The following is a 23,095-nucleotide window of genomic DNA, read 5'->3' as shown; positions in this document are numbered from 1 at the left end:
AAATTTAAAAAAACATATAATTATTTATATTAATACAACATTAAATAATAAAAATTTAATAATATATATAAATATTTAATATATCTATATTAATTAGACTAATTACAGTAATAAATTTAATATATATAAAGTGTATTAAAAATAAAATGTAAGTTATAGTATTTTTTATAATATCATATCTCTTCAATATATAAATAAAACATAATTAAAAATTTTTAATATAAATATATTTATTATAGTCTATGTAATTAAAGTAAAAAATATATACAAAATAATCACATATTTAATCATTAAAAAAATTAATTTTACACTTTATATGAATATATAATCAATATAAATATATTTATTTAAATAAAAGATAATTAAAATAAATCCATATATTTAAATAAATTAGATGTTGTAGGTATACAATAATCTTTATGATATGTAACAGATAAAAAATATAATCCTTGTGACGGTACAGTAGAATAATTTTTTTTAATATCTTTACTAGATAATACCTGTTTTATCCATAAAGTATTGTGTTTTGATAATCCTACAACGATTAAACATCCTACAATATTTCTTACCATGTGATATAAAAAAGAATTAGCTGTAATATCAATAATAATAAAATTATATACACGATATACTATTAACGAAATTACAGTCCTATTAGGAGAAAAAGATTGACAACCACTACTTCTAAACGAAGTAAAATCATGTTGACCAACTATCCATTTAGAACCAATTTGCATCTTTTTAATATCTAATGTATTTTTTACATGTAAACAATATTTTGTTAAAAAACTAGATCGTGTCTTTCGATTTAAAATTATATAACGATATGATCGTGATAATGCTGAAAATCTTGCATTAAAATCAGATGAAATTTCTTTTAACCATAATACCGTTATATTATTTGGTAATAACGCATTCATACCGTTCAACCATACTGTAGGACTACGCACAATATGAGTACTAAAATGAGCGATTTGCATAATCGCATGTACACCTCTATCAGTACGACCCGCACAAACTATATCTACTTTATAATTAGCTATTTTAGATAAAGCCCACTCCAAACATCCTTGTATTGTTAAAATTGATTTTTGTCTTTGCCAACCAAAATACATACTCCCGTCATATTCCAAACCAAAAACAAACTTCATTTATTATTCCTAATTATTATTTATAACATTATTAATAAGATATTAAATTATTAATTATATAAAATAATTACTAAAAATAATTAATATCAATATAAATATATCTATATTATACAATGTTGCTTGACATTAGATACTCATTTATGTAATTTTCTATATAAAATATATATAATAAAAATATTACATTAACAATAATATCAATAAATAAAATCAGATTTATTAATAAGTATATTTGTATAAAATATTCAACAATAATATCAAAATGTATGTTTTTATCTATACCTATAATTACTTAGTAAGTAATTACATATATCATAAAATGATATATGTATGTTACGAACTATATTTATATTAAATTATATAATAATAATTATTATTATTTAGTTTATAAAAATAAAATTAATATACTTGATAAAAATAACTTCAATAAAATTAAATTATATAATTTTTAAATAAAATTTATATTGTTACAAAAAATAAAATATTAAATAAAGTTTTAAATATATTTTAACAATTATTAAAAATATTACTCAAAATACATATAGAATAATTATTTACATAATAAACTATATAATTTCAAAAATTAAAAAAATAACTGATTTATTTGAAATATAATAATTCTATTTATAAAATATTTTTTATTTTTAATATATGCAAATTATTTATTACACTATAAATAAAATTATTCTAATAATAATTTAATGAATAAATATTCTATTAAATTAATAACTTACCAAATATTATCTATATAAATATACTATATGTTAATATAGTACTAATTATATATATAATATTTATTTATTTAATTGAACTAATATTTAATAAAATATCGTATAAATATTTAATTTATCAACAAATATATTAAATATTTATAATTTCATAAAAATAAAATATTAAGTATTAATTATTTAACAAAATATACAATATATCAAAAATATCATAAATTTTTATGTAACATAAAACTATTAATTTAAAAAACTATATATAAACATAAAAATAGTGTCGATATTACCATATGAATCTAATTATAAAAAAAAATCATAATATATCTCAAAAAAAAATTAGTAAAAATTCTATGAAAGTATTATATAGATTAAATAAATCAGGTTATGAAGCATATTTAGTAGGTGGTGGGGTTAGAGATTTATTATTAGGAAAAAAACCTAAAGATTTTGATATCGCTACTAACGCAAAACCAAATGAAATTAGAAAACTATTCAAAAATTGTAGATTAATAGGACGACGTTTTATTATTGCACACTTAATATTTAAAAATGAAATTATTGAAGTATCAACATTTCGAGCAAAAAACAATAATCTCAAAAATCATCAATTATATTCTTCTCGTATAAAAAAATCAAATAACGGAATGTTGTTATGCGATAACAATTTTGGAAAAGTCGAAGAAGATGCCCATAGACGCGATTTAACAATTAATGCGTTATATTATAGCATTAAAGATTCAGGAATTCGAGACTATGTAGGAGGTATTAAAGATATAAAACAAAAAATTATCAGATTAATTGGTAATGCTGAAATTCGATATCGAGAAGATCCTGTACGTATGTTACGAGTCGTTCGGTTTTCAGTACGATTACATATGTATATAGATAAAAAAACTGAAGCACCTATTAATAAATTATCAAAATTATTAAATAATATTCCTCCAGCTCGATTATTTACTGAATCTATAAAACTATTTTGTTTTGGGTATGGTTATTTAACCTATATACGATTAAAAAAATATTCTTTAATATATCCTTTACTACCTTTTGTATCAAATAAATTTAGTGAAAAAAATACTATTTTTTTTAAAAACATAATTATTTATTGTTTAAAAAAAGTAGATTCTTATACTTCTAAAAAAAAAATAAGATGTCCTGAATTTTTATTTGCATCACTATTATGGTATCCATTAATAGAAAAAATACAAAAATTGTTAACTCATAAAAAATTAAAATATTTAAAAGCATACTCTATATCTGTTCATTATATTTTAAAAAAATATTCAATTTTATTAGGAATACCTAGAAATATTTTATTAAACATTGAAAAAATATGGAATTTACAAAAAGATATAGAAAATAAAAAAAAAAGTGAAACCAAAATAATTATTCAACACAATAATTTTATTCAAGCTTTAGAACTTATTTCATTACGCTCTAAAATAGAAAATAAAAATGAATTAAAAAAAATCTTATTTTTTTGGAACAAACAAAACATTTTTTTTAAAAAAAAATAAATATGAGTTAAATGTTTGTTAATATTTACTATCAGTTAGTTTTGATAAATCCATAAAATATCAATATTTAGTATTAAAATATACATATTAATATATAAAATATATTCAAAAGCATTGCATCACCTACACTATATTATAGTGTCAAAAATAATATTTTTATACTAAATTAGTATTTCAAAATAAATAATTCAAATGTTCAACATACAAGATTATTTTATTTTTATTATTTTATAATAAAATAATTTAAAAAAAAGAAAAAAAATAAAAAATATGTTACAATTTATTAATTGACCTCAAAATATACTTTATTTTAAAAATAAAATTATTTATATAAATAAAAACATTATATTTTAAACATTTTTCACATCATTCATAATCATACAATCAAATACAATTAATATTCTAAAAATATTTGCTATTAAAATAATTTATATACAGTAAAAAATACCATTACTGATAAATTAAATCCAAATAATGATTTTTAAACGAGATTATATTTATGAAAACGTTAAAATTTGGAGGTACATCGCTTGCAAATGCAAAAAAATTTATACAAGTATCTTCAATTATTATTAATAAAGTAAAAAATGACCAAATAGCTGTTGTATTATCTGCTCCAGCTAATATAACTAATCAATTGGAAAATATTATTAAAAAATGTATATTTAAACATAGCATTCCCACCAAAATTTTAATCACTATTAAAAAATTTTTTTTAAAATTAATAAAAAATATATATATTTTAAATAATCAATATCCTAAAGAAAAAATAACAGAAAAAATAACAATACAGTACAAAAAAATAAATCATCTATTGTATCAAATACAATCGTTAGATAAATGTCCAGACAAAATATATGCTGAAATAATTTGCGTCGGAGAAATCTTATCTATTCATATAATGAAAGCACTTCTAGTAACATTAGGATATAATGTTACTGTATTAAATCCTATTAAGTTAATATTAGCTAATTCTAACTATATTAATGCTACAGTTGATATAGATAAATCTAAAAAACGTTTTCAAAAATTAAATATTTGTAAAAAAAATATTATTCTTATGCCTGGTTTTATCGCTGGAAATGAATCTAATGAATTAGTTGTACTAGGTCGAAACGGATCAGATTATTCAGCTACTATATTATCTATATGCACAAACTCTCATACATGTGAGATTTGGACAGATGTAAACGGAATATATACTAGTGATCCTAATATTATATCAACAGCACAATCATTATCAGAAATTACATATCAAGAAGCACTAGAATTATCTTATTTCGGCGCTAAAGTAATTCATCCATCTTCAATAAAACCATTACAATACCATAATATTCCGTGTATTATAAAAAATACCAATAATCCTAACCATCCAGGAACATTAATAAATAATAATAACAAAAATAATAACGATATAATCAAAGGGATTACGTATTTAAATAATATTATTTTAATAAAAATATATAGTACTAAAAATTTTAATATAGAAAAAATTTCACATAAAATATTTAAATATTTATATAATAATAATATTTCTATATATTTATTAAACCAGTCCTTATCAATTAATACGATTAGTTTTTATGTACAAGAAAATCATTTATTAAATATTAAAAAAAAATTAGAAAAAATATTTAACAAAGAAATACAGAAAAAATTATTAGAACCAATTATTCAAATTAAAAATTTAAGCATTATTTCCATAATTGGTAATAACATTAAAAAGTATAACATCAATATTATAAAAAAAATTTGCTTATCTCTTGAAAAATTCAATAATAAAATACTCGAAGTATCATACAATACATCAAACATATCATTATCAATTGTATTAAATTCTATAAATATAATTAATATAGTAAAAAACATTCATGATTTTATACTTAATAAAACTATATCTATAAATATTTTTTTAATTGGTATCGGTGGAGTAGGATCAGAACTCTTAAAAATAATTTTAAAACAACAAAAACAGTTAAAAAAAAAATTTATTCAATTAAAAATTAATGTGATTGCTAATTCAAAAAAATATATTATAAATAAACAAGAAGTCAATTTAAATGAATGGAAAAATGAATTCACCATATCCGATAAAATTTTTAATTTAGAAAAAATTTTAATACTAGCAAAAAAATACGGATATTTATATCCAATATTAATAGATTGTACAGCTAGTAAATATATTGCAAATAAATATAATAAAATTATAAAATCTGGTTTTCATATTATTACTGCCAATAAAAAATCTAATTCAGATTTATTATCTAATTATGTATCTATTCGCAAAACAGCTAATAAATATAATAAAAAATTTTTTTACGAAACACATGTTGGAGCTGGATTACCAGTTATTAATAATCTAAAAAATCTAATAAAATCTGGCGATCGTTTAATTAAATTTCAAGGCATTCTATCGGGTTCTATGTCATATATATTTGGACAATTAGATAACGGTACAACCATATCAGAAGCAACCAAAAAAGCAAAAAAATTAGGATTTACTGAACCTAATCCAAAAGACGATCTTTCTGGAATAGATGTAGCAAGAAAATTGTTAATTTTAGCAAGAGAATTTGGATATTCAATAGAACTATCAGATATTACAATCGAACAAATTTTACCAAAATCTTTTGAAACTATTGATAATAAAAAAATATTTTTATCGCAACTAAAACATCTAAATAATCAATTTATTCAAAAAGTTAATCATGCGGCACGTAAAAATAAAGTATTACGATTTGTGGGTACTATCGAAAATAGTGGATTATGTAGTGTAAAAATAAAATCAGTCAATAACAACAACCCATTATACCACATTAAAAATGGAGAAAATATATTTGTGTTTTATACAAAATACTATCAACCAATTCCTTTAATACTACGTGGTTACGGAGCCGGAAATAAAGTAACAGCATCAGGTATTTTTTCTGATTTATTACGTATTATACTATAATATTACGAGTTTAAAAAAATGATAAAAATTTATGCTCCTGCTTCCATTGGAAATGTTGGTGTTGGTTTTGATATTTTAGGAGCAGCTATTACGCCAATAGATGGTACTTTATTAGGTGATTGTGTATCAATAAAATCATCAAATACCTTTCAATTAAACTGTTATGGAAATTTCTCTACTCATTTACCTAGTGATATAACAAAACATATCACCTGGAAAGCATGGAATTGGTTTAATAAAAAAACTAATAAAAAAAAACCAATATCAATTACATTAGAAAAAAATATGCCTATTGGATCTGGATTAGGATCTAGCGCGTCATCTATTGTTGCTAGTGTTCTAGCATTTAATTACTTTTATAAAACTAAACTGACAACAATTGAATTAATAAAATTAATGGGTACATTAGAAGGTAGTATTTCTGGAGGTATTCATTATGATAATGTAGCTCCATGTTATTTAGGAGGATTACAATTAATTACAAATGATATCCAATATCCCATACAAAAACTTCCTGTATTTAAGAATTGGTTATGGATTATTGCATGGCCTGGAATTACAGTATCTACTTCTTCTGCTAGAAATATTCTACCACTACATTATAGTCAAGAAGAATGCGTTCAAAACAGTCGAAATTTATCAACTTTTATACATGCATTATATACACAAAAATCCGAATTAGCTATTCGATTTATGAAAGATACTATTGCCGAACCATATCGAATATTATTAATAAAAAAATTTTTATATATAAAAAAAACTATAAAAAAATTAGGAGCATTAACATGTAATATTTCAGGTTCCGGTCCTACATTATTTTCAATATGTTTAAATATTTCTATTGCAAATAAAGTGAAAAATTGGCTAGAAAAAAATTATATTAAAAACAATCAAGGATTCGTTCATATCTGCAAAATTGATCAATTAGGTGCTAGAAAAATAAGGATATAATAATGAAATTATATAATCTAAAAGACAATAACGAAGAAGTAAATTTTTTAAATGCTATTCAATGTGGTTTAGGAAAAAAACAAGGATTATTTTTTCCAAAATATTTACCAAAATTTAATTCTCATGATTTAAAAAAATTAATAAATATGGATTTCATTACTCGTAGTACCCATATACTTTCACATTTTATATCTGATGAAATATCATTAACTGATCTTAAGAATCAAATCAAATCTGCATTTTCCTTTACTAAACCAATTATTATACCAGTTACTAAAAATATATCATGTTTAGAATTATTTCATGGACCAACACTAGCATTTAAGGATTTTGGAGCAAGATTTATGGCTACTATGCTCTCATATTGGAAAAATGAAAATTCTACTATGACAATATTAACTGCTACATCAGGTGATACCGGTGCTGCTGTTGCTCATGCATTTTATCGTATGCATAACATTCGTGTTGTAATATTATATCCTAAAGGAAGAATTAGTACATTACAAGAAAAATTATTCTGTACTTTAGGAAAAAATATACATACAATTGCGATTGACGGTAGTTTTGATGATTGTCAATATTTAGTTAAACAATCATTTAATGACAAAAAATTAAAAAATAAAATTGGTTTAAATTCTGCTAATTCAATTAATATTAGTCGATTATTAGCTCAAATTTGTTATTATTTTGAAGCATTTGCATTAATACCTGATAAATATCATAATGATATAGTTATATCTGTACCCTGTGGTAATTTTGGAAATTTAACCGCGGGATTAATTGCAAAATCATTAGGATTACCTATAAAATCTTTCATTGCAGCTACTAATGCAAATGATACAGTACCGCGATTTTTAAAAAATGGAGTTTGGAATCCACACAATACTGTTTCTACTATTTCAAATGCTATGGATATTAGCCAACCTAATAACTGGCCAAGAGTAGAAGAACTATTCAAACGAAAAAAATGGAATTTACAAAACTTAAAATCTAAAAGTATATCTGATCATAAAACCAAAAAAACACTTCAAGAGTTATATAAAATTGGATATATATCTGAACCACATGCCGCTATAGCATATAGAGCATTAAAAAAAAATATAAAAAAAACAGATTTTGGATTATTTTTAGGAACCGCCCATCCTTCAAAATTTCAAGATACAGTAGAAAAAATTTTAAAAATTAAACTACAATTGCCTGATTCTCTACAATCAAGAGTCAATTTAAAAAATTTTTCACATCCAATGAAACCAAATTTCTTAATATTAAAAAATTTTTTGCTTACCCAAATTTAAAAAATTTAACAATTTAGAGGGGTCTATCTACATCCTCTCTAAATTGTTATTTATGTATTATTTATACTTATAAATATAAATAATATTTTTATACATTAAATAAAAAATTTATAATATCACCATCTTGAATAACATATTTTTTTCCTTCGCTACGTATTTTTCCTAATCTTTTAATTTCATTAATATTACGATGATTTATAAAATCATTATATGAAATAACTTGAGCCCTGATAAACCCTTTAGAAAAATCACTATGAATCAAATCAGCTATTTGAATAGCTGTTTTTTCTGCCTGAAATATCCATGATCTTGCTTCTTTTGGTCCTGCAGTAAAAAAAGTTTTTAAATATAAAAAATCACATAACTTTTTAATGAATTTATTATTATCTAAACTATTACAATGAAAATTATTTTTATTAGATGATTTATTATTAATATTATTTAACATAATTTTGTTTTCATTATATAATGAAATAGGAAATACAGTAGATACATCAATGTGATTATCTTTACAAAATTTATCTATGTAAATACTTGAATCTATATGATTCATCATATTTAAAACATAAATCATCGGTTTTAAAGTTAAAAATTGATATTTTTTTAATATATTTAATTCTTCTGTTGTAAAGATAACATTTCTTAAAGAAATTCCAGATTGTAACTTGCATATACAACGTCGCACCAAATTAATAATAAAATTATTATCAAATTCTTTATTTTTTCCTGAAGTAATATATCGCTGAACAATTTTTTCACATAAATCAAGATCAGATAATAATAATTCTGTATTGATAATATCAATATCACGTGATGGATTAACATTACCATATACATGAATAATATCATTATTATCAAATAAACGAACAACTTGTATAAGGGCATGACATTCTTTAATTTTTTCTAAAAATTTATTTCCTAACCCTTCTCCTGTAGAAGCTCCTTGAACTAATCCCGCGATATCAATTAAAACAACAGTACTATAAACTATATTTATAGCCGAAACACAGTCAGCAAGTTTTTTTAATCGACTATCAAAAACTGATACTACCCCAATATTTGGTTCAATTGTACAAAAAGGAAAATTTTTTGAGGGAATATTTAATTTTGTTATTTTATTAAATAATGCTGATTTTCCTACATTAGGTAAACCAATAAGACCAAATTTATACACCACAATAATTTATACCCATAAAAATTAATAATAAAATTTAAATACAAATATCGATACAAACAACTATTATGCAGTTGTAGTAATCATTTTATTTATCAAAAAATTTTTTTTATAAATTTTATTTTTAGTTAATAAAATAAATTTAAATATTGCTTTTTTAATCATATTCATTTCTATTACATCTGGAATACTTAATACAAATTTTGATACATTTTTTTTTTGTTTAGGACGACCAATACCAATACATAATTGCATAAAATTATTTTTATTTACAAAACAGTTTACAATACTTTTAACACCATTATGACCGTTATGACTTGTACCAAATTTTATTTTTAAAACTCCAGGAAATAAATCTAATTCATCTCGTACAATTAAAATATCAGATAAGTTAATTTTATAAAAATGTGATAAAGCATGCACAGAATGACCGTTTAAATTCATAAAAAGATATGGTTTTAAAAAATAAATTTTATGATTATTTAATATAATATTAGAAATATATCCTAAAAATTTTTTTTTAAAATTAAATGAAATTTTATAAAAATCAGATAACATATCAATAAACCAATATCCTACATTATGTCTTGTATGATTATACTGATCCGAAAAATTACCAAGACCTACAATCATTTTTATTGTACTCAAAATATCTTCTCGTAAAAATTATACTGTTAAAAATAATATATCTTGAAAGATATATTAAAATAAAATATATATAAATAGTATTAATATACATATATTAAGATTATATATATAAAAAATAGCTATTATTAATACTTAATTATGTTCATTTAATTTTTATTAATAAAATATATACAAAATTTTTATAATAATGATGTTTTTTATAAAAAATAAATCCTTTTATTGATTAAAAAATTATTTCATATTATGAATATATAATTTAATAAAAAATAATTTATATTAAAAAAATTATAATTAATATTAATTTTCAATAAATATTAATATTTATAACAAAAGATTTAATTGTAATTCAAATACATTAAAACAGTATTAAACATATCAACTATAAACATAAGTTTATAAACTTAATTCAGTGTATAATATATATACAATCATTATTTTTACCTTAATATATTAAATTATTTAAAATAAATTAATTACAATTTTATTATAATTAATATAATAATATTATATATTAAAAAATAATACTAAATACTGAAATTGAGATATTAATGTATATAAAAAAAAAATCACGATTCACTATAAAAAATCGATTTAGAGGATTTTATCCAGTTGTTATAGATATAGAAAGTGCAGGATTTCAACCTAAAACAGATGCTTTATTAGAAATTGCCATTATAACATTGAAAATGAATAAATTGGGGTGGTTAACTATAGATGATACTCTACATTTTCATATTATACCTTTTAAAGGATCTACTATAAAAGCAGAATCCGTAGCGTTCAATAAAATTGATCCTTTTAATCCCCTTAGAGGAGCTGTTAGCGAAAAAGATGCTCTAAAAAGTATCTTTAAACTAGTTAAAAAAAAAATTAATATTAATAATTGTAAAAAAGGAATATTAGTAGCTCACAACGCAAATTTTGACCATCAATTTTTAATGGCAGCAACTAAAAGAGTCAAAATTATTAAAAATCCATTTCATCTCTTTACTACTTTTGATACAGCTGCACTTAGTGGATTAATATTTGGTCAAACAGTATTAGCAAAAGCATGCCAAATAGCTGGAATACCTTTCGATACTACACAAGCACACTCTGCATTATATGATGCAATGCAAACTGCATATCTTTTTTGTGAATTAGTTAATCGATGGAAACGATTAGATGGATGGCCTCCAAACATATCTCACCGTCAAAAAACCGATGAGATATAAATATATTTAATACTATTAAATAATCATTAATTTTTATTAATATTTTTTTTACAGCTCTGTATTAAACGTAATAATTCACCACTTTTTGATAATTCTAAAATTATATCACATCCTCCTATTAATTTCTTATTAATCCATAATTGCGGAAAAGTCGGCCAATTAGCATACTTAGGTAAAGATAAACGGATATCGTTATGTTGTAATACATCAATATAAATAAAATTTGAAGTATACGAAGATAATATTTGAACTGCTCTAGCAGAAAATCCACAACTAGGATGTTCTGGAGACCCTTTCATATATAGAATAATATTATTATCACTTAATTGTTGATCTATTTTTTTAAAAACGTCTTTCATATCACAATCACTCATTAATGTAATCAAAAAATAAAATAATAAAAATAAAAATGTTTAATTTTAAAATTAAATAAAAATATATTTAATATAATAAAATTTAAATATCATCATATTATAAATGATATAATATATAAAGATAATTTAAAAAATATTAAAATAAATTAAATAATTTATATATATTATATTGTCTAAATTAAATAGATCTATTATACTATTATTTTATGAATGGGGCTGTTATGGATTTGACAAAATATATAAAAATTATTGTTGCATGTCGAGGATTGGTTTGCCTCGTTAAAAAACCAATTTAATTAAATGCAAACAAAACAAATTACGCTTTAGCAGCTTAAAAAACTAGATAAAGCCCTTTCCCACTATTTTATTTTTTCTCTTAAATAAAATAGTTATATTTAGAAAGGTTACATAAAAAAAGAGATAACTTTATAAAGTTAATCTTGAAACAAATAAAGTTATATTTTATCAAGATAAATCATAATACTTAGTTTATTGAGTATTATTCTTATTTATTATAAGATAAACTAAACATGTAGATCAATAATTTAAGTAATTTTGGACGCGGGTTCGAATCCCGCCAGCTCCACAAATTAATAAAAATTACTCAAAAATATGTAAAATACATATTTAATATTTAAAATAAATCTCAAAAATATTATTAATATAAATAAATATATAAAAATATCTTTATATTCATAAAAATATAATGCCAATAAAAAATTATTCTAATTATTTAAATACTTTTGTAAATACTATTTAAAATAAAAATTAAATAATTTTCAAATCAAAACTCTATTTTAAAGAAAAATATGCAAAAAAAAATAAAAACAGAAAAAAAAAATATTATAAATAAAACACTATCTACAGATAGTGAACAAAAAAAAATAATAAGTAATATTGATAAAACAAAAAAAAAAATAATTAAATTAATCAAGGAAAAAAAAAATATAAAGTTAAGATATTATGCTGACATTGATAATTTTATCAAACAAAATGAAAAAGAAATAAAATTAATTCAAAATGATAAATTTAAAAATTTTTTAAAATCTATAACACCTATTATTGATAAAATTGACTATCTAGTAAAAATATCAATAAATTCAAATTCCATACAAAATACAATTATAGAAGGTATACAATTAACCTTTAATTTATTTGAAAAAAATCTAAAAACATGGAATATATCACGAATTAATAAAACCAATATACCGTTTAATCCAGAAATACATATACTCGCTAAAAATAACCAAATAACTGATAGTACCAACAATAAAATAGTTAAAAAAATAAAAAAAAATGGATATATATTTAAAAAAGAAGTAATTCAAAAAGCTATAGTCACTATATAATTAATAAATCTTTATGAATCAATATAACGTACCAATACTATTCTAGTATCGTATTTTAATATTGAATACCTTTAAACCAATTAATTAATTGTTTATTTTGATATCTTAATATCATATTTGTTTTTAAAAAATGTCTGCATCCAAAAAAACCTCGATAACAAGATAATGGTGATGGATGCGACGATTTTAAAATAAAATGTATATTTTTATTGATTAACTTATGTTTTTGAATTGCATAAGAACCCCATAATATAAATATTATTCCAGTTCGAGCATAACTAATAAATTTAATTACTTGATCAGTGAAAATTTCCCAACCTAATCCTTGATGTGAGCATGGATATCCATGTGAAACAGTTAATATTGAATTTAATAATAATACACCTTGTCGCGCCCATGATTCTAAACATCCTTTCATATTAATATTAGAAACTAAAAAATTATTTTTTAACTCTATAAATATATTTCTTAAAGAAGGAGGTATTGTCATTGAATCAGGAACAGAGAATGATAAACCGTGCGCTTGTCCAAAACGACAATATGGATCTTGACCTAAAATTACTACTTTAATATTTAACAAGGGTGTTAATAAAAAAGCATTAAAAATATCTTTTTTTGGCGGATATATTATTGTATCTTGACGTATATATTTTAATGTATTCCATAAGTTAATAAAATATTTTTTTTTTTTTCTAAATCAAAAAGATCGGCCCATGATTGAATAGAATGAATCATACTCATTTAATCCTATATAAACATAAAATTTATTTTATTAAAAAATCAAAATAAATTTTATAAATACTAATTAATAATTAACGTTATTATGATATATATTTAAATAAATATATATTTATAAAATATTTTTTAAAATAAATACGTAATAATTAAAATTATGATATAGTATATCATATCATAACAAAATTATATATTATCAACTAAACCAGTTAACTATAACATATAGGTAATTAACATGATTTTAGTATCAAAACAAGCTCCCGATTTTACTGCACCAGCTATCTTATCTGATGGAAAAATAATAAATAATTTTAATTTTTATAAATATAAAAATGGAAAAATAACAGTATTATTTTTTTGGCCAATGGATTTTACATTTGTATGTCCATCAGAATTAATAGCATTCAATAATTTATATCATAAATTTAAAGATAGGGACATTAATATTATCGGTGTCTCTGTTGATTCAGTATATACACATAATGCATGGCGTAATACTTCACCAAATGAAGGAGGTATTGGAACCATACAATTTCCAATGATATCCGATATCACTAAAAAAATACAAAAATCTTATGGAATTGAACATAAAGAATTAAAAATTGCATTACGAGCTTCTTTTGTAATAGATCATGACAATATCGTTCGACATCAATCTATTAATGATCTTCCAATTGGTCGTAATATACCAGATATATTAAGAATAATTGATGCGCTTAAATTTTATACAGAGTTTGGTGAAGTTTGTCCAGCTAATTGGAGTCCAGGAAAAGAAGCAATTATTGCAACACCAGATGGAATAAAAAAATATTTATCTAAAAATTTTAAAAAAATATAATTTATTATGTAAATATATATAATAAAAAATCAAGTATTTATATTACAATTTTATTTTAAAAACTAATTAATTTATAATTTTATTATAAATTAATTAATAAATTATAAATATAAATTATTTAAAGAGATAAGAAATAAATGAAAGACATTGCTCAAGAAATCAAACAGGTCAATATTGAAGATGAACTAAAAAGATCTTACCTTGATTATGCTATGTCTGTAATCATTGGTCGTGCATTACCTGATGTACGAGACGGACTAAAACCTGTACATCGTAGAATATTATTTGCTATGAATGTATTAAAAAATGAATGGAATAAACCATATAAAAAATCTGCACGTATTGTAGGTGATGTCATTGGTAAATACCATCCTCATGGAGATTCTGCAGTATACGATGCTATTGTACGAATGGCACAACCATTTTCATTGAGATACACATTAATTGATGGACAAGGAAATTTTGGGTCTATTGATGGAGACTCCGCTGCTGCAATGAGATATACAGAAATACGTATGTCTAAAATTACAAACGAAATGTTAAGCGATTTAAAGAAAAATACAGTTAATTTTGTTTTAAATTATGATGGTACTGAAAAAATACCTGAAATTTTACCTGCTAAAATTCCTAATTTACTTATTAACGGATCATCTGGAATTGCAGTTGGTATGGCTACTAATATCCCTCCTCATAATTTAAAAGAAGTTATTAACGGATGTATTGCATATCATAATAATCCATCAATTACATTAAAAAAATTAATGATGAATATTCCGGGACCTGATTTTCCAACAGCAGGTATAATTTACGGAAAAAACGGAATTGAAGATGCTTATCGTACTGGTAAGGGAAAAATATCCATTAGATCTAAATATTCTATTGAAATTAATAATAAAAACAAAAAAGAATCATTAATAATTCACGAATTACCATATCAAGTTAATAAATCTAAATTAATTGAAAAGATTGCTTTGTTAATAAAAGAAAAAAAAATTCTCGGTATTTCTGCTATTCGCGATGAATCAGATAAAGATGGTATGAGAATTGTAATAGAAATAAAAAAAGATTTTATAACCAAAATAATTCTTAATCAATTATACACAATGACTTCATTACAAACCTCTTTTGGAATCAATATGGTTGCACTTTCATCAGGACAACCAAAACAAATGAGTTTAAAAAATATTTTAAAAGAATTCATTGAACATAGAAAAAAAATTATTACTCGAAAGTACTTATTTAAAATAAAAAAATATACAAAAAGGATACATATCCTAAAAGGATTTTATGTTGCATTAAATAATATTAATAAAATCATTGAAGCAATAAAATCTGCAAATAATAATAAAAATGCTAGAAAAAAATTAAAAAAAATTATTTGGACCAATAAAATAACTATTAATTATAATAATGAACTTCATAAGAATCTATCGAATTTTAATTTTAGTAAAAAACAAGTACATGCAATTTTAGATATTAAATTAAACAAACTAACTAAATTAGAAAAAAATAATATTTTTAATGAATATCAAGATTTAAGTAAAAAAAAAATCAAATTAAAAAATATATTATCAAATCCTCATAAATTAAAAAAAATTATAAATAATGAATTATTAAAAATAAAAAAACAATTTTCTGATGTACGAAGAACTACAATTATTAGCAAAACATCTGAAATAAATATGGAAGACGTTATAGTAAAAGAAAGTGTAGTAGTAACATTATCACATTCTGGATACGTAAAATATCAACCAATTTCTGATTATAACGCACAAAAAAGAGGAGGAAAAGGAAAATCAGCCGCTAAAACTAAAGAAGAAGACCATATAGAAAATTTATTAGTTGCTAATTCCCATGATACAATTCTCTGTTTTTCAAGCAGAGGTATACTTTACTGGATGAAAGTATATCAATTACCAGAAACCAGTCGTCATGCTCGCGGACGACCTATAATTAACTTACTACCTTTAACCCAAAAAGAAAGAATAACAACAATTTTACCTATATCTAAATATAAATCCTCAATCAATATTGTTATGGCTACTACCTTAGGATTTATAAAAAAAACACCATTAAGTCAATTTAAAAAACCACGAAATGCAGGAATAATTGCTATTAATTTACGAAAAAACGATGAATTAATCGGTGCAGCATTAACTAATGGAAATAATAATATTTTAATGTTTACTTCTAAAGGAAAAGTAGTTCAATTTTGTGAAAATGAAATAAGAAATATGGGACGCACTGCTTCTGGAATTAAAGGGATAAAAATTCTTGATAACGATCAATTAGTGTCTCTACTCATACCCAATAAAAAAGATGATATTCTTATAGTTACTGAAAATGGATATGGTAAAAGAACTAAAATAAACCAATTTCCTATTAAATCACGCGCAACTAAAGGCGTAATTTCTATTAGAGTCACACCTAAGAATGGAGTTGTTATTGGTGCTATACAAGTACATCATGATAATCAAATAATGATAATTACAAATGCAGGAACTCTTGTTAGAACTCGAGTATCTGAAATTGCTATTTTAAAAAGAAATACTCAAGGAGTTATTTTGATTCGAACCACAAAAAAAGAAAAAGTTGTTGGTTTACAAAAACTCTCACTTAATCCTTTGTAATCATAAAATTACTATTTTAAAAATAACATTTATTATAGTAATTTTACGAATAAAACTATCTTGAAAAATAATTAAATTTATATAATAAAATTTTTACTAAAGTGATTGAATCACTGTCATAGCAGTAGTATAAACTATATCCTCTATAGTCGCACCACGTGATAAATCATTAACAGGTTTTCGTAAACCTTGTAAAATAGGTCCAATAGATATAATATTTGAAGAACGCTGAACAGCTTTATATGTAATATTTCCAGAATTTAAATCCGGAAAAATTAATACTGTAGCTTGACCAGCTACCTGAGAATTTGGTAATTTAATACGTGCTACTTGTAATGAAACAGCAGCATCATATTGCATTGGACCATCAATTAATAAATCTGATTGGGTATTTTTTACTATATTTACTGCTTCCCTAACTTTACATACAGAATCTCCTGAACCTGAATCACCAGTAGAATACGATAACATTGCTATTTTAGGTAATATTCCAATAGAGTGAGCTGTTTTAGCTGATTGTATTGCAATTTGAGCAAGCGTCTTAGAATCTGGATATTGATTAATTGCACAATCACCATATATTAATACTTGATCTGAAAATAACATTAAAAAAACTGAAGACACAAAAGAATTAACACAATTATTTTGTATTAATTTAAATGTCGGACGTATAATATCTGCTGTAGTATGTTCAATTCCCGCTACAACACCATCTACATCATTTTGATTTAACATCATAAGAGATAATATTACATTATTATCTAACAAATTCAAAGCTTCTTGATAACTTTTAATATCTTTATCTTTTCTCATATAAAATAAATTTTGTGCATAACGATCACGAATATTATCTGGATTAATAATTATAATATTTTTATCTATAACAATTTTTTTTTTAGTAGCAATACTGTGAATATGCTGTTTATCTCCTAATAAAATACATCTTGATATATTTAATTGACTACATATAAATGCAGATTCAATGATTTTAACATTATTTCCTTCAGGAAAAACAATAGTTTTAACTAATGAACTAGATTTTTTTTGTAAAAATAATTTAAATTTTTCTATAAAATTTTTCATATATATGGATTAACATCGTTAATAAAATTAAAAAAATATTTAATACAAATAAAATATTAATATATAATATAAAAATATTTTTTAATAAATATATATATTATCAATAATAAATAATTTATTGTAGGCAACTATACGTTTCTTGAGCAATAACTTGATTTTCATTAGCACGTATAACAAATATCGATCTACTATCTATAGTATTTATAAAAAAATTTGTTTTATTATTTTTTATATTTTTTTTAATATCAATAAAAAAATTTAACAAAGATAATTTTTTTACAATTTTTTTACGTATAAAACTAGAATTTTCTCCAATTCCTCCAGTAAATATAATTGCATCTAATTTTCCACACATTAACGATGAATATCCGCTAATATATTTAGATACACGACGACAAAACATATTAATAGATAACTTTGCTCTTTTATCTACATAATATCTATTTTCTAATTCTCTAAAATCACTAGTTATAGAACTAATACCTAATACACCTGATTCTTTTGTTAACAATTTTTGTACATCAGTAACAGACATTTTTAATTGCTGAATCATATAAAAAATTATATACGGATCAATATCTCCGCATCGAGTTCCCATTACAAGACCTTCTAATGGAGTTAAACCCATAGATGTATCTACTGATTTACCATTTACTATTGCTGTAATAGATGATCCACTACCTAAATGACAACTAATTATATTTAATTGATTAATAGGTTTTTTTAAAAGTAAAGAACATTGCTGAGTTACATATAAATGATTTATACCATGAGCACCATATCGACGAATAGAATGGTTTTTATAAAATCGATAAGGAATTGCATATAAAAATGATTCTTTGGGTATTGTATGATGAAAAGCAGTATCAAATACCGCTACATTATTATTTTTTAATTTTAGCATCTTTTGTAAAGATACCGTAATAGCTATTAAATGAAAAGGATTATGTAATGGAGCAAAAATAGATGATTCTTGAACTTTCAACAAAACATCATCATTAATAATCATTGGTTTTTTTAAATACTGTCCACCGTGAACTACACGATGCCCAATACCAATTACAAAATCTAAATAATTTTTATACTTAGAAGATAATATATCAAAAATTAATATAATTAACTTTTTATATGATCCTACTTCATTAAATTTATTTAATAATTTTTTATCTGTAATATGATCATAAACCATTAAAGACGTAGTAGATTGTATTAACTCTACAATTCCATCAATATATGCAATACATTTAACCGGATCAATAATAGAAAATTTAATAGAAGAACTACCACAATTTAATACTAAAATCAATTTTTTTTTCATAAAAATCTCTTTTTAAAATAAATATATTTTAAAAATAACAATTATATTGTAAATTAATAAATTATTTTAATAAAAAATTAATAATAAAAATTTATTAATCAGTAAACATTTATTAATAAAATTATTTTTAATGCAAAATAATTTTTTTTTGTTCAATAGAGTTAATTTGCATTTTTATAATATCACTAACTGGATCTTCGGGACATTGTTCAACAAAATATAATAAATCTGAAACAGCTACATGATAACACTGTAATTGAGAAAAAATTAATCCTCTATCCCTAATTTCATATGGATCTTTAGGTTTAAATTTTAATAATATATTACTTACATTTAAAGCTAACTCAATATTCCGTTCTTCAATTAATGCTATTTTCAACATATCTAAAATTTTTTGTATTACAATTAATGAAGTAGATTCTTGTAAATAACTATCTTGTAATTCAGTAGAAGGACTAATATTACCTTTTAACCAAAACTTCAAAGTATGTTTACTAAGTATCTCTCCATTAATAGGATTAATATAAAAAATTTTTTTTTCTAGACTTTGAAATTTTAAAATCAATTGTGTTGGGAAAATTATAGGCATTATAGTTAATTTTAGCTGACTAGCTATATATATTAAAATAATTCCTAGAGAAAATGAATTGCCTTTATTAGATACAATCACTTTATCCAACCAAATCATATTAGATAATTTATATTTTGTTGTAGAACAACCAAAATTCCAATTTTTATAAAATAAAAATAATAATTTTTTTAATTTTTTTATTTCTAATAATTGATCTGCAATAAATAAAGAAGCTTCGTGTATTTTTGTTGTACACATATTCATAATTTTTAATTCAGAAACATCATGACGAATGTTTACTATAATTTTAATCATAATTTCAAATAAAGACATATTGGAAAAATTAATGTCATTTAAATCTATCATATATTATCCTAAATAATTATCAATAATATTTATATATATATAAAAATTTTTATAAAAAATCTTTTTTATTTTAAACAACCATACGTAATTCTACTACGACCAGAATAATCTTTTATTGAAGATATTTTTGTGAAAAAATTAATCTCAAATATCTTTTTAACTATACTTGTTTGTTTATAACAATGCTCAATATATAACCATCCCATAGTAAAAAGATGAAAACGAGCATTTTCTATAATATACTGTATATATTCTATTCCATTTGTACCTGCAACTAATGCATTATAAGGTTCAAAAAAAAGACTTTTACCAGAATTTATAAAATCATTATTAGACAAATACGGTGGATTACAAACAATTATATGAAATTTCATCGAATAAATATGTGAAAACCAATCACTATAAATAAAAAAAACATTCTTGATATTTAATTTTATAGCATTATATCGTGCTATTGATAATGCATTTAAACTATTATCTATACCAATAACTTTACATTGAGGACATTCTGTAGCTATTGCCAATGCAATCGCACCACTACCAGTTCCTAAATCAAGAACCAAACTAACATTTAAAGAAATTTTTAACAAAATTTGTTCAACTAAAATTTCTGTATCTGGTCTAGGGATTAACACGTAAGAAGATACAAATAAAGAAAGAGACCAAAATTCTTTTTTATGTATAATATATGCAATCGGTTCTCCTAATATTCGTCTATTTAATAGCCTATTTAAAATCAATAAATCATTTTTTTTAATTTTTTGTATATCATTAAAAAATAATTCCTTTTTTGAAAATTTCAATACATAACAAATTAATAACTCTACATCTAATTGCGCCGTCAAACTATTAAACAATCTATTTTTAGCATAAAATAACCACTCTACAACTTTCATTATTATATACACCAATTTAATTCTATTCTGTCATTAACAACAAATCTGCTTGATATTCTTGTAATAATGGCTCAATAAATAAATCTAATTTACCAGATAAAATTTCATTTAACCGATATAAAGTTAAATTAATACGATGATCAGTTACTCGATTTTGAGGAAAATTATATGTTCTATTTCTATCTGATCGTGATCCTGTACCTAATAAATTTTTTCTAATCAATGAATTTTCTGATGCTTTTTTAGCATTCTTTTCTGCATAAATTTTAGCAGATAATACTGATAATGCTTTTTCCTTATTTTTATGTTGTGATCGTTCATCTTGACATTCAACTACATTACCTGTAGGAATATGTGTAATACGAACTGCAGAATCAGTCGTGTTAACATGCTGTCCACCAGCTCCTGAAGAACGAAACGTATCAATTTTTAAATCAATAGTATTTAAAATAATTTTTTCTGATTTAGGTGCTTCAGGCATTATTGCTACTGTACATGTTGAAGTATGTATACGACCTTGAGATTCTGTTTGCGGAACACGTTGTACTCTATGACCTCCAGATTCAAATTTTAATCGCTTACAGGCTCCAGCCCCTACAACTTTTAAAATAACTTCTTTATAACCTCCTTGATCTCCTTCATGCATATTAATAATATTAACTTTCCAAGATTTCAAATCAGCATATCTCATATACATTTTGCATAACTCCCCAGAAAAAATTGCAGCTTCTAATCCTCCTGTTGCAGCTCTAATTTCGATAAAACAACTATTTTTATCATATGGATCAGTTGGAATTAATAAAATTTCTATTTTTTTTTCAATTTCTTTTTTTTTTTTACATAAAATATACAATTCTTCTTCAGCTAATTCTCTAATAACTGAATCTCGTAATAATAACTTAATATTTTTTATTTCTGATTTTAACGATAACCACAAAACAAACGATTCATTTAATTCAGATAATTCAGATTTTTCTTTAGATAATTTTAAAAATTCTATTTTATTAAATTTTTTATAACTATTTGATAATAAAAATTCTAATTCTGCATATCTTTTTATTAAATTTTGTAATTTTATAATTATTGATTTTTTCATAAAAATACCTATTAACTAAAACTAAAAATAAAAAAATTATATTATTTATTATATATAATAACTCATAGTATTATATAAATAAACATATATGATAAAATCATGCATTTATATAATTAATTATTTTAATTCATAATAATAAAAATATTTTTAAAAATATATTATATATATAATATAAAATTATTCACTAAAAATACATACATATAAAATATCAAAG

At 22.1% G+C, this 23,095-nt stretch carries 17 protein-coding genes, 1 other RNA gene and 1 pseudogene; 9 read left to right on the top strand and 10 right to left on the bottom strand.

The window, feature by feature from the left end:
* Nucleotides 1-362: 362 nt before the first annotated feature.
* Complete coding sequence (gene truA / locus BUCILAFE3058_RS00675) at nt 363-1,151, bottom strand: tRNA pseudouridine(38-40) synthase TruA (RefSeq protein ID WP_154061481.1); 789 nt, start codon at nt 1,149-1,151, stop codon at nt 363-365.
* A gap of 1,012 nt (nt 1,152-2,163) precedes the next feature.
* Between truA and pcnB the strand changes: the two genes are divergently transcribed.
* From pcnB to thrC, 4 genes are all read left to right on the top strand, one after another.
* Entirely contained in the window at nt 2,164-3,390 is a 1,227-nt protein-coding gene (gene pcnB, locus BUCILAFE3058_RS00670; protein WP_154061480.1) for a polynucleotide adenylyltransferase PcnB, read from the top strand.
* Nucleotides 3,391-3,889: 499 nt separating this feature from the next.
* A complete protein-coding gene (gene thrA / locus BUCILAFE3058_RS00665; protein ID WP_154061479.1) occupies nt 3,890-6,343 on the top strand; it encodes a bifunctional aspartate kinase/homoserine dehydrogenase I in 2,454 nt (817 codons plus the stop codon).
* An 18-nt stretch (nt 6,344-6,361) separates the two neighbouring features.
* On the top strand, nt 6,362-7,294 hold the full coding sequence (gene thrB, locus BUCILAFE3058_RS00660) for a homoserine kinase (RefSeq protein ID WP_154061478.1): 933 nt from the start codon (nt 6,362-6,364) through the stop codon (nt 7,292-7,294).
* Between the two features lie 2 nt (nt 7,295-7,296).
* Nucleotides 7,297-8,589 (top strand): threonine synthase, encoded by a 1,293-nt coding sequence (gene thrC, locus BUCILAFE3058_RS00655; protein ID WP_154061477.1) that lies wholly within the window; start codon nt 7,297-7,299, stop codon nt 8,587-8,589.
* 88 nt (nt 8,590-8,677) lie between these two features.
* On the opposite strand, the gene ychF is transcribed toward thrC, so the two are convergent.
* Both ychF and pth read right to left on the bottom strand, forming a co-directional pair.
* Nucleotides 8,678-9,766 (bottom strand): redox-regulated ATPase YchF, encoded by a 1,089-nt coding sequence (gene ychF / locus BUCILAFE3058_RS00650; RefSeq protein WP_172598718.1) that lies wholly within the window; start codon nt 9,764-9,766, stop codon nt 8,678-8,680.
* A 63-nt stretch (nt 9,767-9,829) separates the two neighbouring features.
* Nucleotides 9,830-10,411, bottom strand: coding sequence for an aminoacyl-tRNA hydrolase (gene pth, locus BUCILAFE3058_RS00645; protein WP_154061475.1), 582 nt, complete (start codon nt 10,409-10,411; stop codon nt 9,830-9,832).
* Nucleotides 10,412-10,959: 548 nt separating this feature from the next.
* On the opposite strand from pth, the gene rnt reads away from it, so the two are divergent.
* Nucleotides 10,960-11,625 carry a ribonuclease T gene (gene rnt / locus BUCILAFE3058_RS00640; RefSeq protein ID WP_154061474.1) on the top strand — a complete coding sequence of 222 codons (666 nt, stop codon included), beginning with the start codon at nt 10,960-10,962 and terminating at the stop codon, nt 11,623-11,625.
* A 26-nt stretch (nt 11,626-11,651) separates the two neighbouring features.
* Here rnt and grxD read toward each other — a convergent pair whose 3' ends face one another.
* Complete coding sequence (gene grxD, locus BUCILAFE3058_RS00635) at nt 11,652-11,984, bottom strand: Grx4 family monothiol glutaredoxin (protein ID WP_154061473.1); 333 nt, start codon at nt 11,982-11,984, stop codon at nt 11,652-11,654.
* A 227-nt stretch (nt 11,985-12,211) separates the two neighbouring features.
* Here grxD and ssrA point away from each other — a divergent pair.
* Together ssrA and grpE are read left to right on the top strand one after the other, a co-directional pair.
* Nucleotides 12,212-12,588, top strand: a transfer-messenger RNA (tmRNA) gene (ssrA, locus tag BUCILAFE3058_RS00630).
* A gap of 220 nt (nt 12,589-12,808) precedes the next feature.
* Complete coding sequence (gene grpE / locus BUCILAFE3058_RS00625; protein WP_154061472.1) at nt 12,809-13,348, top strand: nucleotide exchange factor GrpE; 540 nt, start codon at nt 12,809-12,811, stop codon at nt 13,346-13,348.
* A gap of 55 nt (nt 13,349-13,403) precedes the next feature.
* Here grpE and ung read toward each other — a convergent pair.
* Nucleotides 13,404-14,089, bottom strand: a pseudogene (ung, locus tag BUCILAFE3058_RS00620) (uracil-DNA glycosylase).
* A gap of 229 nt (nt 14,090-14,318) precedes the next feature.
* Here ung and BUCILAFE3058_RS00615 point away from each other — a divergent pair.
* The gene (locus BUCILAFE3058_RS00615; RefSeq protein WP_154061470.1) at nt 14,319-14,921 is read left to right on the top strand and encodes a peroxiredoxin; all 603 of its coding nucleotides are present in this window, start codon (nt 14,319-14,321) and stop codon (nt 14,919-14,921) included.
* Between the two features lie 137 nt (nt 14,922-15,058).
* On the top strand, nt 15,059-17,551 hold the full coding sequence (gene gyrA / locus BUCILAFE3058_RS00610; RefSeq protein WP_154061469.1) for a DNA gyrase subunit A: 2,493 nt from the start codon (nt 15,059-15,061) through the stop codon (nt 17,549-17,551).
* A gap of 96 nt (nt 17,552-17,647) precedes the next feature.
* Here gyrA and pta read toward each other — a convergent pair whose 3' ends face one another.
* The 5 genes from pta to prfA all read right to left on the bottom strand — a co-directional run bounded on the left by pta (nt 17,648) and on the right by prfA (nt 22,881).
* Nucleotides 17,648-18,634 carry a phosphate acetyltransferase gene (gene pta / locus BUCILAFE3058_RS00605; protein ID WP_154061468.1) on the bottom strand — a complete coding sequence of 329 codons (987 nt, stop codon included), beginning with the start codon at nt 18,632-18,634 and terminating at the stop codon, nt 17,648-17,650.
* A gap of 115 nt (nt 18,635-18,749) precedes the next feature.
* Entirely contained in the window at nt 18,750-19,952 is a 1,203-nt protein-coding gene (locus tag BUCILAFE3058_RS00600) for an acetate/propionate family kinase (RefSeq protein WP_154061467.1), read from the bottom strand.
* Between the two features lie 127 nt (nt 19,953-20,079).
* Nucleotides 20,080-20,889 (bottom strand): tetratricopeptide repeat protein, encoded by an 810-nt coding sequence (locus tag BUCILAFE3058_RS00595; protein ID WP_154061466.1) that lies wholly within the window; start codon nt 20,887-20,889, stop codon nt 20,080-20,082.
* Between the two features lie 65 nt (nt 20,890-20,954).
* Complete coding sequence (gene prmC / locus BUCILAFE3058_RS00590; protein ID WP_154061465.1) at nt 20,955-21,785, bottom strand: peptide chain release factor N(5)-glutamine methyltransferase; 831 nt, start codon at nt 21,783-21,785, stop codon at nt 20,955-20,957.
* Nucleotides 21,786-21,807: 22 nt separating this feature from the next.
* A complete protein-coding gene (gene prfA / locus BUCILAFE3058_RS00585) occupies nt 21,808-22,881 on the bottom strand; it encodes a peptide chain release factor 1 (RefSeq protein WP_154061464.1) in 1,074 nt (357 codons plus the stop codon).
* Nucleotides 22,882-23,095 lie beyond the last annotated feature (214 nt).

This window comes from Buchnera aphidicola (Cinara laricifoliae) (genome assembly GCF_900698945.1).
GTDB classification, from domain to species: Bacteria; Pseudomonadota; Gammaproteobacteria; order Enterobacterales; family Enterobacteriaceae; genus Buchnera_F; species Buchnera_F aphidicola_AC.
This window is presented reverse-complemented; position numbering and strand designations above follow the sequence as displayed.